Raw genomic sequence first — 15,944 nt, 5'->3', positions numbered from 1 at the left:
AGTTGCGATAAGATTTCCCATCATTGGTTCCAGGGCGGATACAATTTGATGGAGCACCTGAATGGCATCTCAGTGTTCGTCGAGGCTGCGGAAGCTGGCGGCTTCTCCACAGCGGCGGAGCGGCTGAACCTGTCGCGCTCCGCCGTCGGCAAGGCGATCGCCCGCCTCGAACAGCGGCTCGGCGTCCGTCTCTTCCATCGCACCACACGGGCGCAGAGCCTGACCGAAGAGGGCCAGCTCTTCTATGAGAGCTGCCAGAAGGCGCTCGGCGAGATCCGTACAGCCGAGGCCCTTCTCGAATCCGGAAGACAGGAAATTCGTGGCCGGTTGCGGATCTCGATGCCGGTTCTCTTTGGCCGGCAATGCGTGGCGCCGCTCTTTCGCGACCTGTTGCGCAGGCATCCGCATCTCGAGCTCGATCTGTCCTTTAACGACCGCGTTATCGATCTCCTCGACGAAGGCTTCGATCTCGCCATCCGCAACGGCTCATTGGGTAACGATGCCGGGCTGATGACGCGCGCCGTCGCCGAGCAGCGCATGACAGTCTGTGCCTCTCCCGCCTACCTCGCGGCACGCGGCGGGCCGCAAACCGTAGCGGAGCTCGCGGCCCACGATGCGGTCGTCTACTGCCGCGGCGGCCAACAGCGATCATGGTCCTTTCCTGTCGAAGGCAGGACCGCCGAGACGATTTTGCCAAAAACCCGGCTACGGCTCGACGATCTTTCGGCGATTGCGGACGCGGCGGCCGAGGGCCTCGGACTTGCCTGGCTGCCATGCTGGCTGGTACGCGAACGCGTGCAGCGCGGCGAACTCATACGGGTGCTGACCGATCGGCCGGGTCTCGTTTTCAAGGTCTATGCCGTATGGCCGCGAACGCGGCTGCCGCTGCCGAAACTGCGCCTGGCGATCGACACGCTCTCCACCGGACTGCCGCGCATCATGGAATAGAGGAAGGTGCCGGCGTAGCGTCTTCTCCGCGTAAGTGCGCACTGGTAACAAAAAGCAAAACAGATTGTGTAGAAAACGTAAGTTGTCCGAACTGGCGATCTGATCAATAAGGGACGGAATCAGAAGCGGCCAGCTGGCCGGCAGACCCGGGCAGACTGTTTGACGATCCTTTCCGCCAGTACACGCAAGAAGACGCACCTGATTTCCGGGGCCGTGCTCGGCACCTTCGTTCTCTTGCATTTCTTCAATCATTCGCTCGGCCTAATCTCCATCGAAGCGATGGAAGCCGGGCGGCGGGCATTCATTCTTGTCTGGCACAGCGTACCCGGCACAATCCTGCTTTATGGCGCCCTGCTGCTGCACTTCCTGATGGCGCTCGACAGTCTCTATCGCCGCCAGACGCTCAGGATGCCGGTCGGTGAAGCGCTGAAGATCCTCTTCGGCCTGAGCCTGCCCTTCCTGCTGATACCCCATGTGGTCGCCACCCGGGTTGAGCCGTTCCTGACCGGGATCAATGCCGACTATCCTCGCATCCTGCGCGCGCTGTGGTCGAGTTCGATCGGCACGACCCGCCAGACCGTCGCTCTGCTCTTTGTATGGAGCCACGCCTGCCTTGGCGCCTGGTTCTGGATGCGCGGCCGAGACTGGTTTCCGCGCTACGAATTCCTGCTCTACACCGTTGCCCTGCTCGTGCCGATCTTCGCGCTGCTTGGCTTCGTCAACGGCGCCCGTTCTCTTGCTCGCGATTATGCGGAACACGGTGCTTACGGCGACAGGGCCTATGTCAGCCAGATGCGGCCGCGGGTCGATCCTGGCCTGCCCGAGAACATCCGGCTCGCCTTCTATGCGGGCTTTGCCGGTCTGATCGGCGGAACCTTGGCGCTGCGCGCCGTGCCGGCACGCGGACGCGTCCGCGTGCGCTATCCGGATGGGCGCGTGGCGGCGGTGAGCCTCGGTTTCAGCGTGCTCGAGGCAAGCCGCGCCGCCGGGATTTCGCATGTGTCGGTCTGTGGCGGCCGCGGCCGGTGCTCGACCTGCCGGGTGCGCGTCATTGAGGGTCTCGACGGCCAGCCGGCGCCGGAGGCCGCGGAACTTGCGACCCTCAGCCGGATCGGCGCCCCAGACAACGTTCGTCTGGCTTGCCAGTTCCGGCCCACCAACAATGTCACCGTCGTACCCCTTCTCGATACTGACAGCCTCGGGATCAAGACGCAGCTTGCCCGGCAGAACGGCGGCGGCCGCGAGCGGCGGGTGGCCGTGCTCTTCTGCGACCTGCGCGACTTCACCCGCATTGCCGAACACAAGCTGCCCTACGACACGGTGTTCCTGCTCAACCGCTACTTCGAAATGATCGGCGAGGCGGTGGAGGACTCCGGCGGTGTCATCGACAAGTTCATCGGCGACGGGGCGCTGGCGATCTTCGGGCTGAAGACGCCTCTCCCGGAAGCCTGTCGCCAGGCGCTTGCCGCGGCCGCCCGGCTATCGGCCGGCATTCGCGCGCTCAACCAGACATTCGAGGGCGAACTCGAGCAGCCGCTCAGGCTCGCGATCGGCCTGCATGCCGGACCAGCAATCGTCGGCGAGATGGGCTACGGTCAGGCGACCTCGCTGACCGCCGTCGGCGACACGATCAACACCGCCAGCCGGCTGGAGGGCCTTGCCAAGGAGCATGACGCCGAGCTTGCCGTTTCCGTCGATCTCGTCCAACGCGCCGGTTTCAGCATCGAAGGCTACAGGCGATTGGATATAACCCTGCGCGGCCGTCAGGCGACGCTCGAGACCTGGATCGTCGAAGATGCCGCGCGGCTTCCGGAGATCATGCCGGCGCCGGTCTAACTACTCGCGCACCTGCAGGCCATCGACAAACAAGCGCTCGAGAAAGCGCGCCGCATCCTCGAAGCGCCCGTCACCCGCCTGCTCCTGGCCGAGCACGGCGCGCACCTGAACGTCGAAGTCGGCATAGTGCTGCGTCGTCGACCAGATCGCGAAAATCAAATGATAGGGATCGCAATTCGCGATCTTGCCGGCCTTCGCCCAGGCGCGGATGACCTCGGCCTTTTCGTCGACCAGCTGCTTCAGCGGCCCTTTCAGCTCGTCCTCGATATGAGGAGCGCCCTGCAACACCTCATTGGCGAACAATCGGCTTTCGCGCGGGAAATCCCGCGCCATTTCCAGCTTGCGCCGGATGTAGCTGCGGATCTCGGCGACGGGATTGCCGTTGGCATTGAATTCGCGCAGCGGATCGAGCCAGGTGTCAAGAACGCGGTCGATCAAGGCGCGATGCATCGCCTCCTTCGTACGGAAGTAATAGAGCAGGTTCGGCTTCGACATGCCCGCCACTTCGGCGATCTGATCGATGGTCGATCCGCGGAAGCCGCTCGCCGAAAAGACCTCGAGCGCGGCTTCGAGGATGCGCTCCTCCTTTTCCTCCTGGATGCGCGTGCGCCTCTGTGTTTTCGCCGCTCTTGGAAGTACCATCTCGCCCCCTGCCGATGCCCACACGCTAGCTGGTGGAGCCCGCTTTGCCCAAAAATCGGACGCGCCATTTATTTGGGCAACAAACTGGTTTTTTTCGTTTTCCCGCTTGAGTGCCGCTACGGAAGTTGTAATGTTTACCAACCGGTCAAATTATCAGTCAGATTGTCGGCAAACGCAACGGCTGATCGAAGGGCACCAAAGCAAGGCCCCGATCTGGCCGACGGGAACATGAGGCTATCCCCGGGGAGGGTCTAGCCGGAAAAAGAGGAGAGCGCCATGGCTGCACCTGGCGAGAATAGGCGCGTCAATTCCGACCGCCTGTGGGATTCGTTGATGGAAATGGCGAAGATCGGCCCTGGCGTTGCCGGCGGCAACAACCGCCAGACCTTGACGGACGCCGATGGCGAGGGTCGCCGGCTCTTTCAGTCCTGGTGCGAGAAGGCCGGGCTCTCCATGGGTGTCGACAAGATGGGCACCATGTTCATGACCCGCCCCGGCACCGACCCCGATGCGCTCCCCGTCCATATCGGTTCCCATCTCGACACGCAGCCGACCGGCGGCAAGTACGACGGCGTGCTTGGTGTCTTGAGCGGCCTCGAGGTCGTTCGCACGATGAATGACCTCGGCATCAAGACGAAGCATCCGATCGTGGTCACCAACTGGACCAATGAGGAAGGCGCCCGCTTTGCGCCGGCCATGATTGCCTCCGGAGTCTTTGCCGGCGTCCACACGCTCGAATACGCCTATGCCCGCAAGGATCCGGAGGGCAAGAGCTTCGGCGACGAATTGAAGCGCATTGGCTGGGTTGGCGACGAGGAAGTCGGCGCCCGCAAGATGCACGCCTATTTCGAATATCACATCGAGCAGGGACCGATCCTCGAGGCCGAAAACAAGCGGATCGGCGTCGTCACCCACTGTCAGGGCCTATGGTGGCTGGAGTTCACGCTGACCGGCAAGGAAGCGCATACCGGCTCGACACCGATGAACATGCGCGTCAATGCCGGTCTCGCCATGGCCCGCATCCTCGAGATGGTGCAGACCGTTGCGATGGAAAGCCAGCCGGGCGCCGTCGGCGGCGTCGGGCAGATGTTCTTCTCGCCCAATTCACGCAATGTATTGCCGGGCAAGGTCGTCTTCACCGTCGATATCCGCTCGCCGGATCAAGCCAAGCTCGACGGCATGCGCGCCCGGATCGAAGCCGAAGCGCCGAAGATCGCCGAAGCGCTTGGCGTCGGCTGTTCGATCGAGGCGGTCGGCCATTTCGACCCCGTGACCTTCGATCCGAAGCTGGTCGCAACCGTGCGGGGTGCGGCAGAAAAGCTCGGCTACAGCCACATGAATCTCATCTCCGGCGCCGGGCACGACGCCTGCTGGGCGGCGAAGGTCGCGCCGACGACGATGATCATGTGCCCCTGCGTCGATGGGCTCAGCCATAACGAGGCGGAGGACATTTCCAAGGAATGGGCCGCCGCAGGTGCCGACGTCCTCTTCCACGCTGTTCTCGAAACGGCCGAGGTCGTCGAATGAGATTTCACGGGCGGAACGAAAGTTCCGCCTTTTTCGTGGGCGGCCGCGTCCGTCGAAGGCACCATTGCGAGGGAACGAAACCATGAGCACTGTCATCAAGGGTGGAACCGTCGTTACCGCCGACCTGACCTACAAGGCCGATGTGAAAGCCGAAGGTGGCAAGATCGTCGAAATCGGCCCCAATCTTTCCGGCACCGAGACGCTCGACGCGACCGGCTGCTACATCATGCCGGGCGGCATCGATCCCCACACCCATCTCGAAATGCCCTTCATGGGCACCTATTCCTCCGACGATTTCGAGAGCGGCACGCGCGCAGCACTTGCCGGCGGCACGACCATGGTCGTGGATTTCGCGCTCCCCTCGCCCGGCCAGTCGCTGCTCGAGGCGCTGACCATGTGGGACAACAAGTCGACCCGCGCCAATTGCGACTATTCCTTCCACATGGCGATCACCTGGTGGAGCGAGCAGGTCTTCAACGAGATGGAGACCATCGTCAAGGACAAGGGCATCAACACCTTCAAGCACTTCATGGCCTACAAGGGCGCGCTGATGGTGGACGACGATGAGATGTTCTCCTCGTTCCAGCGCTGCGCCGCGCTCGGCGCCCTGCCGCTTGTCCACGCCGAGAACGGCGACGTGGTGGCGCAACTGCAGGCGAAGCTGCTCGCCGAAGGCAACAATGGTCCCGAGGCGCATGCCTTTTCGCGCCCGGCCGAGGTCGAGGGTGAAGCCACCAACCGCGCTATCATGATCGCCGACATGGCCGGCTGTCCCGTCTACATCGTCCACACCTCCTGTGAGCAGGCCCACGAGGCGATCCGGCGCGCCCGCGCCAAGGGCATGCGCGTCTTCGGCGAGCCGCTGATCCAGCATCTGACGCTCGACGAAACGGAATATTTCAACAAGGACTGGGATCACGCGGCCCGGCGGGTGATGTCGCCGCCCTTCCGCAACAAGCTGCACCAGGACAGCCTCTGGGCCGGTCTCGCCTCCGGTTCCCTGCAGGTGGTGGCAACCGATCACTGTGCCTTCACGACGACGCAGAAGCGTTCTGGAGTCGGCGACTTCACCAAGATCCCGAACGGCACTGGCGGGCTTGAGGACCGCATGCCGATGCTCTGGACCTATGGCGTCAGCACCGGCCGTATCACCATGAACGAATTCGTGGCGGTGACGTCCACAAATATCGCCAAGATCCTCAACATCTATCCGAAGAAGGGCGCGATCCTGGTAGGTAGCGATGCGGACCTCGTCGTCTGGGATCCGAAGCGCTCGAAGACGATCTCGGCGAATACCCAGCAATCGGCGATCGATTACAACGTCTTCGAGGGCAAGACCGTCACCGGCCTCCCCCGCTTCACGCTGACGCGCGGCGTCGCGGCGATCGAGGAAGGGGCGGTGAAAACCCGGGAGGGCCATGGTGAATTCGTCCGGCGCGATCCCTTCCCGGCAGTCAGCGCGGCGCTCTCGACCTGGAAGGAAGTGACGGCACCGCGCGCCGTGCAGCGGACCGGCATTCCGGCGACCGGCGTTTGAGGAGATGCTGCCGTGGTCATCCGCCATGTTCGAGAGGATCGGCCGGCACCAGTCCGTCCAGTTCCGGCAGCAGCACGACGCTCTCCTGTTCCTTCGGATCTGTCCGCGCGATGATCGCCGTGCAGGGAGCGTCCGAGAGGTTGGCGGGCAGGTGCGGCACGCCGGCCGGGATGTAGAGCATCTCGCCGGCCTTGACGATCACGCGCTCTTCGAGCCGGTCGCCGAACCAGGTGTACGCCTCGCCGTCAAGCACGTAGATCGCCGTCTCATGGCTCTCGTGGAGATGCGCCTTGGCGCGCGCTCCCGGCGGCATGGTCAAGAGATGCATGCAGATGCCGGTGGAGCCCACCGTCTCCGCGGCAATGCCTTCGAAATAGTTGAGTCCCTGCTTGCCGGCATAGCTGCTGCCCGGCCGCACGACGCGACAGCCAGGATTGGATGATCGAGACATGACCGTTCTCCAGAATTCGCTGAAAAACCTTGAACCGGGGCCTTCTGCGGCAAATCCGCGATTGCATGTTGCGGGCCCGAATAGCAGTCTGGCACAGACAAGCGACAATGAGAATCCATCCATGACATCCAATTCCGCCTCCGTCGTCTCGGCCCGAGATCTCGGCCTGACGTTTCAGACCAGCGACGGGCCGGTCAACGCGCTGACTGGCGTCAATCTCGACGTGGCCAAGGGCGACTTCGTTTCCTTCATCGGCCCTTCCGGCTGCGGCAAGACGACGTTTCTGCGCATCATCGCCGATCTCGAGAAGCCGACCGCCGGCACGATCGCCGTCAACGGCATGACGCCCGAGGAGGCCCGCCACAATCGCGCCTATGGCTACGTGTTCCAGGCTGCAGCGCTCTATCCCTGGCGAACGATCGAGAAGAACATCGCGCTACCGCTGGAAATCATGGGCCACGCCAAGGACGAGCGGAAGGCCCGCATCGAACGGACGCTGGAACTCGTCAACCTCACCGGCTTCGGCAAGAAATACCCTTGGCAGCTTTCCGGCGGCATGCAGCAGCGGGCGTCAATCGCCCGAGCGCTTGCCTTCGACGCCGATCTTCTCTTGATGGACGAACCCTTCGGCGCCCTCGACGAGATCGTCCGCGATCACTTGAACGAACAGCTCCTGAAGCTCTGGGCCCAGACGAACAAGACGATCTGTTTCGTCACCCACTCGATCCCCGAGGCCGTCTACCTCTCGACCAAGATCGTGGTCATGAGCCCCCGCCCCGGCCGGGTGACCGACATTATCGAATCCACCCTGCCGAGGGAACGGCCGCTCGGCATCCGCGAGACGCCGGAATTCCTGGAAATCGCCCACCGGGTGCGCGAGGGTTTGAGAGCGGGGCACAGCTATGATGAATAGCTGTCGGCGAGCGCGCATGAGCTTTACTTCAACTCTCCCAAACGGTGGAAGGGCCTGATATTTGCGCCAGGAAACCTTCCTTCGAGACAAGATGCTGCCGATCAGCACCGTCGTCGCGCTTCTGATCGCCATCTGGTATGTCGCGGTCGTCTTCCTGAACGCGCCCTTCGAGCGCGACACGGCGGCACGCGCCGGCACCGAGATCGCATTTACCGACCTCGTCAAAAACACGATGGCGCAGGAAAGGCCCGTGCTGCCTGCCCCTCATCAGGTGGTTGCCGAGATCTGGGACACCACCTTCAACAAGGCGATCACCTCGAAGCGCAGCCTCGTCTACCACGCCTGGATCACGCTCTCCGCCACGCTGCTCGGCTTCGGCATAGGCGCCGCACTTGGCGTGCTTCTCGCCGTCGGCATTGTCCATAACCGCGCCATGGACCGCTCGCTAATGCCATGGGTGATCGCCAGCCAAACGATACCGATCCTGGCAATCGCGCCGATGATCATCGTCGTCTTGAACGCCATCGGCGTTGCCGGCCTGCTGCCGAAGGCGCTGATCTCCACCTATTTATCGTTCTTCCCGGTGGTGGTCGGCATGGTCAAGGGATTGCGGAGCCCCGAAACGATCCAACTCGACCTGATGCACACCTATAACGCCTCGTCGGCGCAGACCTTCTGGAAACTGCGCTGGCCCTCCTCCATGCCGTATCTGTTCACCTCGCTGAAGGTCGCCGTCGCCATCTCGCTCGTCGGCGCCATTGTCGGCGAACTGCCGACCGGTGCGGTGGCCGGGCTCGGCGCGCGGCTCCTCGCCGGCTCGTATTACGGCCAGACGGTACAGATCTGGGCCGCCCTGTTCATGGCCGCGGCGCTCGCCGCCGTGCTGGTCATGATTGTCGGCGTCGCGCACTCCGCGGTCCTGAAGCGCATGGGAGCCAAGCCATGAACCTTCCTGCTCTCGCCGGCGCCATCCTTTTCTGGCTGATCGCCTGGGCCTTCAACGAATGGCTGGTCCGTCAGCATTTTTCGAACCGCACGATGAGCAACGCCGCACGCTTCGCCGTGCCGCTCATCTTCGGCATCACGATCCTGGTTCTGTGGGAGGGCATCGTCCGCGGTTTCGCCGTTCCTTCCGTGCTCTTGCCGGCACCGTCGATGATTTGGGGGCGGCTCGTCAATTCGCTGCCGACGCTTGGCGCCGACTTCCGCCAGACCTTCCTGAAATCCGTGCTGACCGGCTATGCGCTCGGCTGCGGCCTCGGTTTCCTGATGGCGATCCTCATCGACCGCTCTCCCTTTCTCCAGAAGGGACTGCTGCCGCTCGGCAACTTCGTCTCCGCCCTCCCCGTCATCGGCGTCGCTCCGATCATGGTCATGTGGTTCGGCTTCGACTGGCAATCGAAGGTTGCCGTCGTCGTTATCATGACCTTCTTCCCGATGCTGGTGAACACGGTGTCGGGCCTTGCAGCCGCGAGCCACATGGAGCGCGACCTGATGCGCACCTATGCCGCCACCTGGTGGCAGACGCTCGTCAAGCTGCGGCTGCCCGCGGCTTGGCCTTTCATTTTCAACGCTCTCAAGATTAACTCGACGCTGGCGCTGATCGGCGCGATCGTGGCCGAGTTTTTCGGAACGCCCATTGTCGGCATGGGTTTTCGGATCTCCACGGAAGTGGGGCGCATGAACGTCGACATGGTCTGGGCCGAGATCGCCGTTGCGGCGGTGGCTGGCTCCGCCTTTTACGGGGTGGTGGCGCTCGTCGAGCGAGCCGTCACGTTCTGGCATCCGTCCATTCGCAGTGGCCGGGGCTGATAATGGAACAATGATAAGAGGGAACTGACATGAACAAGAAACTTGCATCTCTGCTGGCAGCTGGCGTCTTTTCGCTTGCCGCCTTTCATGCCAATGCCGCCGACAAGGTCACGCTGCAGCTGAAATGGGTCACGCAAGCCCAGTTCGCCGGCTATTTTGTCGCCAAGGACAAGGGCTTCTACGAGGAAGAGGGTCTCGACGTCGATATCAAGCCGGGCGGGCCGGATATCGCTCCGCCGCAGGTCATCGCCGGTGGTGGCGCCGACGTCATCGTCGACTGGATGCCGTCCGCCCTCGCCACGCGCGAAAAGGGCGTGCCGCTCGTCAACATCGCCCAGCCCTTCAAGAAGTCCGGCATGATGCTCACCTGTCTCAAGGAGTCTGGGGTCAAGACTCCCGAGGACTTCAAGGGCAAGACGCTTGGCGTCTGGTTCTTCGGCAACGAGTACCCGTTCCTCTCCTGGATGTCGCAGTTGAAAATTCCGACGGATGGCGGAACGAACGGCGTGACCGTCCTGAAGCAGGGCTTCAACGTCGACCCGCTGATCCAGAAGCAGGCCGCCTGCATCTCGACGATGACCTACAATGAATATTGGCAGGTCATCGACGCCGGCATCAAGCCCGAGGATCTCGTCACCTTCAAATATGAAGACCAAGGCGTTGCGACGCTCGAGGACGGCCTCTACGTACTCGAGGACAAGCTCAAGGACGCGGCCTTCAAGGAAAAGATGGTGAAGTTCGTTCGCGCCTCGATGAAGGGCTGGAAATATGCCGAGGAGAACCCCGACGAGGCGGCTGATATCGTACTCGAAAACGACTCGACCGGCGCGCAGACGGAAAAGCACCAGAAGCGCATGATGGGCGAGATCGCCAAACTGACGGCGGGTTCGAACGGCGCGCTCGACGAGGCCGACTACAAGCGTACGGTCCAGTCGCTGCTCTCCGGCGGCTCGGATCCGGTCATCTCCAAGGAGCCGGAAGGCGCCTGGACCCACGAAATCACGGACGAAGCGCTGAAATAAGTCGCGGCATCACGACCGATTGCGGAGCGCGCGGCAGTATGCCGCGCGCTTTTTGCCGCGCGCTCCGGTTGTTAAGCTTGCATTTAGGTTGCGCCAATATAGCCTCGATGAAGCGACAGAAAGAAACAATGAGGCACCATCGCTTCTACGCTCTTGTAAGCATTTGCTACCACGCTTACATAGGCCGGAACATTTGACTGGGGAGCAGACGCAGGGAGGAACTGGTTTCTCTTGAACTCGGCCTCGCGAGCAAAATTCTCCTACAGCGCCACGTGTCTTATCAGACGCGCAAAAGGTTCGCTGTAGCACTTTGAATCTCTGCATGTGCTTATCCGTAAATCGACTAGGATTTAAGCAAACATGCAGCAGGCCGGCACCTTGGTTTGAGACCGTGGGCCGGACAATTCGAATGCGTGGACTGCGAGCGGGGCATAACCGAGCGGAATGCGCGGGAACAGCATGATTGCAGCCGGATATCCGCCCTTGAAGAATGGCGATGCGGCATGATTTATTTGTGTCAGGACCTTAGGCCGATGGCTCAGAAACTTCTCCTTCTTCTCGGCGCATGCGCAGCGATGACGCTCGGCGCAATTTCCGGCGTTTCGGCCGAGGAAGCCGCAAAGCCGCAACCCTCGCAGGCATTGCCCTCGATCGTCGTGACCGAAGCGACACAACGCAAGATCAGCGACCGCATTCTTGCCACCGGTTCGATCGAGGCCGTCGAGGAAATCTATGTCGCACCACTCGTCGACGGGCTTTCCATACGCTCGTTGAATGTCGATGTCGGTGACCGGGTCGAACAAGGCAGCACGCTCGCTGTTCTCAACGACGACGCGCTGCTCCTGCAGAAAAGCCAGCTCGAGGCCAACCTCGCCAAGGCGGAGGCGTCGCTCGCGCAACTGAACGCCCAACTCGCAGAGTCCACCGCAAACTCCGAAGAGGCGACGCGCGTCGCCGATCGCGCCGTGCGGCTTTCGGAAAACGGCACAATCTCGACGGCCGAGGCGGACCGCCTCAAGGCGCTCGCCGCCGCCACCCGCGCCCGCCGCCGTTCGGCCGAGCAATCGGTCGGTGTTGCCAGAGCGGACATCAAGGTTGTCCAGGCGCAGATCGACGATATCGACCTCAGGCTTGCCCGTACCGCGGTCAAGGCGCCGGTCAGCGGCGTGATCTCCGCCAAGAACGCCAAGATCGGCGCGATCGCCAGCGGCACGGGCGAGCCGCTCTTTGCGATGATCCGCGACGGCGCGATCGAAATGACGGCCGATGTCGCCGAGGCGGACATCATCAAGCTTGCCATCGGGCAACCCGCCACGGTCAAGCTCGCTGGCAGCAACGCGACGGTCGAGGGCAAGATCCGCCTGATCGCACCGACGGTCGATGTCCAGACGCGTCTCGGCAAGGTTCACATCAGCCTTACCGACACGACCGAGGCACGCGCCGGCATGTATGCGAGCGCAATCGTCACGGTCGAAGAAAAGCAGACAGTCGTTCTGCCGCAAACCGCTGTTACATCGGAAGACGGGAAAACCATCGTCCGTAAAGTCGAAGGCGGCGTCGTGCGCCTGGTACCGGTCGAGACAGGCATCCAGGACGGGCAATTCGTCGAGATCCTTTCCGGCCTCAAGGCAGGCGAACAGGCGGTGGCAAAGGCTGGCGCCTATGTGCGCGACGGAGACCGGATCAATCCGGTCAAATCCGACCAGCCGATAACCAATTGACGGGAACAGAGACCATGAACTTCTCCGCCTGGTCCATCCGCAATCCGGTCGCGCCGATCCTGGCGTTTTTCGTGCTGCTCGTGCTCGGCTGGCAGTCCTTCAATTCGCTGCCGATCACCCGCTTCCCGAACATCGACGTGCCGATCGTCTCGATCAACGTAACGCAGAGCGGAGCCGCTCCTGCCGAGCTGGAAACCCAGGTCACCAAGGAAATCGAGGACGCGGTCGCCGGCATCTCCGGGGTCGACCACATCGAGTCGACGATCACCGACGGCACATCCACGACGGCCGTCATCTTCCGCATGGAAGTGCCGACCACACAGGCCGTGCAGGACGTGAAGGATGCGATCGACCGCATCCGCGGCGACCTGCCGACTTCGATCGACGAGCCAATCGTTTCGAAGGTCGATGTCGAGGGCCAGGCGATCCAGACCTTCTCCGTCTCCTCGCCCGGCATGACGCTCGAAGAACTCTCCTGGTTCGTCGACGACACGATCAAGCGGGCTATCCAGGGCCAGAGCGGCATCGGCCGCGTCGACCGCTATGGCGGGTCCGATCGCGAGGTCCGTATCGAGCTTGATGAAGATCGCCTGAATTCCTTCGGAATCACCGCTGCCGACGTCAACGGCCAGCTCCGCCGCATGAACATGGATCTGGGTTCCGGTCGCGGACAGGTCGGCGGCAGCGAACAGGCGATCCGCACGCTCGGTGATGCCCGCGATGTTTCCCAGCTCGCGAACACGATGATCTCGCTGCCGAACGGACGCTTCCTTCGTCTGTCGGAGCTCGGCAAGGTGACAGATACCTACGAGGAGCCGAAGTCGTTCTCGCGCTTCAACGGCCATCCGGGCGTCACCTTTGCAGTATTCCGCGCCAAGGGCGCCAGCGAAGTCAGTGTCGCCGAAACGGTTGCCAAGACGCTCGACGAAATCCGCGCCAAGCATCCGGAAGTCACCATCGAGATGGTCGACGATTCGGTTTACTTCACCTATGGCAACTACGAGGCGGCAATTCACACGCTGATCGAGGGCGCGCTTCTCGCCGTCGTCGTCGTGCTGCTGTTCCTGCGCAACTGGCGCGCCACGCTGATCTCGGCCGTCGCCCTGCCGCTCTCGGCCATTCCGACCTTCTGGGTGATGGAACTCCTCGGTTTCTCGCTGAACCTCGTCAGCTTCCTGGCGATGACGCTTGCGACCGGCATCCTCGTCGACGACGCAATCGTCGAGATCGAGAATATCGAGCGGCATATCCGCATGGGCAAGTCGCCCTACCGGGCCGCGATCGAAGCCGCGGACGAGATCGGCCTCGCGGTGATCGCCACCACCTTCACCATCATCGCCGTCTTCGTGCCCGTCTCCTTCATGCCGGGCATCCCTGGCCAATACTTCATCCAGTTCGGCCTGACGGTCGCCGTGTCGGTGTTCTTTTCGCTTCTGGTCGCCCGCCTGATCACGCCCGTGATGGCGGCCTATCTGATGCAGCCGACGGATGTCGGCGGTGGCCACCATGGTGACGACGACAGCGGCATCATGAAGCTCTATACGGGTATCATCCGCGTGACGACCCGTTGGCGCTATACGACGCTGCTCGCCGCCATCGGTTGCCTCGCCATTTCCGTCTATTTCCTGTTGCAGGTGCCCGGCAGCTTCCTGCCGCCGGAAGACAATTCGCGCGTCAGCCTGTCGATCGAATTGCCGCCGGACGCGATGCTCGAGGATACGGACCGGACGACGACTGAGATCTACAACCGCATCAAGGATATCGAGGGCGTCGAGAACGTCTTCGTGCTCGGCGGCGCCTCGCCGAAGGGCGATCTCGAGCTGCGTCGCGCCGCCGTCACCGTGCTGCTCCAGAAGCTCGATCACTCTCTCGTCAACAAGGTCGTCAACGACGTGATCGGCCGCACACCGCTGATCGGTGAGTATCTGCCGAAGCTGCCGCCGGCCGGCCGTATTAAGCCGCAGTCGCAGATCGAAAAGGAGATCCTCGCAAAGCTTCGGTCGATCCCGGATGTTCGCGTCACCAAACTCAACGACCGCGGCGAGCGCGACCTGTCCTTCAACCTGCTTTCCAACAACGAGGCGGATCTGGACCAGGCCGTGGCCACTCTCGAAGCAAAGCTGCGCAAGGACCCGCTGCTTGCCAATGTCAGTCCCGATGGGGCGCTGCCGCGGCCGGAACTGCAGATCCGCCCGCGTGACGAGCAGATGTCGCGTCTCGGCATCACGACGGCGCAGATTTCCGAGGTGATCCGCGTCGCCACCATCGGCGATATCGATGCGCTGCTCACCAAGATTGCCCTTGACGGGCGGCTGATCCCGATCCGTGTCCAGCTCAATCGCGATTTCCGCACCGATTTGGCGGCCATCCGCAACCTCAAGGTCCAGACCGCATCCGGCGCCACCGTTCCGCTCTCAAGTGTCGCGGACATCAACTATGCGGAGGGGCCGAGCTCCATCAAGCGCTACGACCGCTATCGCGTCGTCAAGCTCGGCGCCGACCTCCCCGTGGGCGTAGCACTCGACACGGCCTCCGCCCGCTTCAAGCAGATCGCCGGCGAGGCGAAGCTACCGGGAACCGTCGAGTTTCTCGAGAGCGGCGATGCCGAAGTGCAGGCCGAAATGCAGCAGAGCTTCGGCAACGCGATGCTGCTCGGCCTGATGATGGTGCTGGTCGTGCTCATCCTTCTCTTCAAGGACGTGATCCAGCCTTTCACCATCCTGTTCTCGCTGCCGCTTGCGATCGGCGGCGTGGCGGCAGCGCTGATCCTGACGCAGAACGCACTCTCCATGCCCGTTCTTATCGGCATCCTGATGCTGATGGGCATCGTCACCAAGAACGCCATCCTGCTCGTCGACTTCGGCATCGAAATGATGCACCACGGCATGGATCGTACGCTGGCGATGGTCGAAGCGGGCCGCAAACGTGCCCGCCCGATCGTCATGACGTCGATCGCCATGTCGGCTGGCATGCTGCCTTCAGCCCTCGGCGTCGGCGAAGGCGGCTCGTTCCGCGCTCCGATGGCGATCGCCGTCATCGGCGGCATCATCGTCTCGACGGTTCTGAGCCTCGTCGTCGTTCCCTCGTTCTTCCTCATCATGGATGATCTGTCGCGTCTTCTCGCCTGGATCTTCAGCCGTTTCATCGGCAAGAAGGAAGAGGAAGATCTGCCGCTCGACCGCGAGGAACTGAGCAAACTCGCCGCCGAACAGGGCAGCACGATCGAAAGCCTGGAAGACCGCGTCAAGGCACTCGAGGCGGAGCGGCGCGGCAAGTCCGACCGCAAGGTCATCAGCCATCCGGCGCTCGCCGCCGAATAGGCGTTTTCCACGAAACAGCGCTGCTGCACCGTTCCAAATCACGGACAGGCAGCAGCGTCTCCTTTCGCGAAGTTATTTGATACGGGTCAAATCATGAGCGGCGAGGAAGCGCTAGGTTCGTCACGATCTATTCGGGACGAGCGGTATGAAGACTTTGCGATTGAACTCGAGCGGCCGGGCCATCCTCCTCAATTCGCGCTTCTTTTCGCGGCTAC

The 15,944-nt window shown here is 62.5% G+C and carries 12 protein-coding genes; 10 read left to right on the top strand and 2 right to left on the bottom strand.

The window, feature by feature from the left end; genetic code table 11:
- The first annotated feature begins 48 nt into the window (after positions 1 to 48).
- Together CO676_RS06290 and CO676_RS06285 are read left to right on the top strand one after the other, a co-directional pair.
- Positions 49 to 948, top strand: a complete 900-nt coding sequence (locus CO676_RS06290; protein ID WP_097519982.1) for a LysR family transcriptional regulator — start codon at positions 49 to 51, stop codon at positions 946 to 948.
- Between the two features lie 159 nt (positions 949 to 1,107).
- On the top strand, positions 1,108 to 2,784 hold the full coding sequence (locus CO676_RS06285; protein WP_097519981.1) for an adenylate/guanylate cyclase domain-containing protein: 1,677 nt from the start codon (positions 1,108 to 1,110) through the stop codon (positions 2,782 to 2,784).
- Here CO676_RS06285 and CO676_RS06280 read toward each other — a convergent pair whose 3' ends face one another.
- The gene (locus tag CO676_RS06280) at positions 2,785 to 3,426 is read right to left on the bottom strand and encodes a TetR family transcriptional regulator C-terminal domain-containing protein (RefSeq protein WP_097519980.1); all 642 of its coding nucleotides are present in this window, start codon (positions 3,424 to 3,426) and stop codon (positions 2,785 to 2,787) included.
- Between the two features lie 276 nt (positions 3,427 to 3,702).
- Between CO676_RS06280 and CO676_RS06275 the strand changes: the two genes are divergently transcribed.
- Positions 3,703 to 4,953: a Zn-dependent hydrolase gene (locus CO676_RS06275; RefSeq protein WP_097519979.1), complete on the top strand. Its 1,251-nt coding sequence runs from the start codon at positions 3,703 to 3,705 to the stop codon at positions 4,951 to 4,953.
- 82 nt (positions 4,954 to 5,035) lie between these two features.
- Entirely contained in the window at positions 5,036 to 6,490 is a 1,455-nt protein-coding gene (gene hydA / locus CO676_RS06270; protein WP_097519978.1) for a dihydropyrimidinase, read from the top strand.
- A gap of 16 nt (positions 6,491 to 6,506) precedes the next feature.
- Here hydA and CO676_RS06265 read toward each other — a convergent pair whose 3' ends face one another.
- Positions 6,507 to 6,941 (bottom strand): cupin domain-containing protein, encoded by a 435-nt coding sequence (locus CO676_RS06265; protein ID WP_179875418.1) that lies wholly within the window; start codon positions 6,939 to 6,941, stop codon positions 6,507 to 6,509.
- Between the two features lie 121 nt (positions 6,942 to 7,062).
- Here CO676_RS06265 and CO676_RS06260 point away from each other — a divergent pair, with 121 nt between their 5' ends.
- From CO676_RS06260 to CO676_RS06235, 6 genes are all read left to right on the top strand, one after another.
- The gene (locus CO676_RS06260; protein ID WP_097519977.1) at positions 7,063 to 7,854 is read left to right on the top strand and encodes an ABC transporter ATP-binding protein; all 792 of its coding nucleotides are present in this window, start codon (positions 7,063 to 7,065) and stop codon (positions 7,852 to 7,854) included.
- A gap of 61 nt (positions 7,855 to 7,915) precedes the next feature.
- Positions 7,916 to 8,800 (top strand): ABC transporter permease, encoded by an 885-nt coding sequence (locus tag CO676_RS06255; RefSeq protein ID WP_097519976.1) that lies wholly within the window; start codon positions 7,916 to 7,918, stop codon positions 8,798 to 8,800.
- Positions 8,797 to 9,666 carry an ABC transporter permease gene (locus tag CO676_RS06250; RefSeq protein ID WP_014765574.1) on the top strand — a complete coding sequence of 290 codons (870 nt, stop codon included), beginning with the start codon at positions 8,797 to 8,799 and terminating at the stop codon, positions 9,664 to 9,666. The genes CO676_RS06255 and CO676_RS06250 overlap by 4 nt, the downstream gene beginning before the upstream one ends.
- Positions 9,667 to 9,695: 29 nt before the next feature.
- Positions 9,696 to 10,688 (top strand): ABC transporter substrate-binding protein, encoded by a 993-nt coding sequence (locus CO676_RS06245; RefSeq protein ID WP_014765575.1) that lies wholly within the window; start codon positions 9,696 to 9,698, stop codon positions 10,686 to 10,688.
- A gap of 533 nt (positions 10,689 to 11,221) precedes the next feature.
- Positions 11,222 to 12,409 (top strand): efflux RND transporter periplasmic adaptor subunit, encoded by a 1,188-nt coding sequence (locus CO676_RS06240; protein ID WP_014765576.1) that lies wholly within the window; start codon positions 11,222 to 11,224, stop codon positions 12,407 to 12,409.
- Positions 12,410 to 12,423: 14 nt separating this feature from the next.
- Positions 12,424 to 15,729, top strand: a complete 3,306-nt coding sequence (locus CO676_RS06235; protein WP_014765577.1) for an efflux RND transporter permease subunit — start codon at positions 12,424 to 12,426, stop codon at positions 15,727 to 15,729.
- The last annotated feature ends 215 nt before the right edge of the window (positions 15,730 to 15,944 follow it).

This window comes from Sinorhizobium sp. BJ1, from assembly GCF_002531555.1.
GTDB lineage: Bacteria > Pseudomonadota > Alphaproteobacteria > Rhizobiales > Rhizobiaceae > Sinorhizobium > Sinorhizobium fredii_B.
The sequence above is the reverse complement of the archived record's forward strand: the minus strand, read 5'-3'. Positions and strand labels throughout refer to the sequence as shown.

What these genes read in the sequence shown, in the direction of transcription:
- CO676_RS06245 (WP_014765575.1), top strand. Translation starts at nt 9,696, where the DNA reads ATGAACAAGAAACTTGCATCTCTGCTGGCAGCTGGCGTCTTTTCGCTT.
- CO676_RS06260 (WP_097519977.1), top strand. Translation starts at nt 7,063, where the DNA reads ATGACATCCAATTCCGCCTCCGTCGTCTCGGCCCGAGATCTCGGCCTG.
- hydA (WP_097519978.1), top strand. Translation starts at nt 5,036, where the DNA reads ATGAGCACTGTCATCAAGGGTGGAACCGTCGTTACCGCCGACCTGACC.
- CO676_RS06280 (WP_097519980.1), bottom strand. Translation starts at nt 3,426, where the DNA reads ATGGTACTTCCAAGAGCGGCGAAAACACAGAGGCGCACGCGCATCCAG.
- CO676_RS06235 (WP_014765577.1), top strand. Translation starts at nt 12,424, where the DNA reads ATGAACTTCTCCGCCTGGTCCATCCGCAATCCGGTCGCGCCGATCCTG.
- CO676_RS06265 (WP_179875418.1), bottom strand. Translation starts at nt 6,941, where the DNA reads ATGTCTCGATCATCCAATCCTGGCTGTCGCGTCGTGCGGCCGGGCAGC.
- CO676_RS06275 (WP_097519979.1), top strand. Translation starts at nt 3,703, where the DNA reads ATGGCTGCACCTGGCGAGAATAGGCGCGTCAATTCCGACCGCCTGTGG.
- CO676_RS06240 (WP_014765576.1), top strand. Translation starts at nt 11,222, where the DNA reads ATGGCTCAGAAACTTCTCCTTCTTCTCGGCGCATGCGCAGCGATGACG.
- CO676_RS06250 (WP_014765574.1), top strand. Translation starts at nt 8,797, where the DNA reads ATGAACCTTCCTGCTCTCGCCGGCGCCATCCTTTTCTGGCTGATCGCC.
- CO676_RS06290 (WP_097519982.1), top strand. Translation starts at nt 49, where the DNA reads ATGGAGCACCTGAATGGCATCTCAGTGTTCGTCGAGGCTGCGGAAGCT.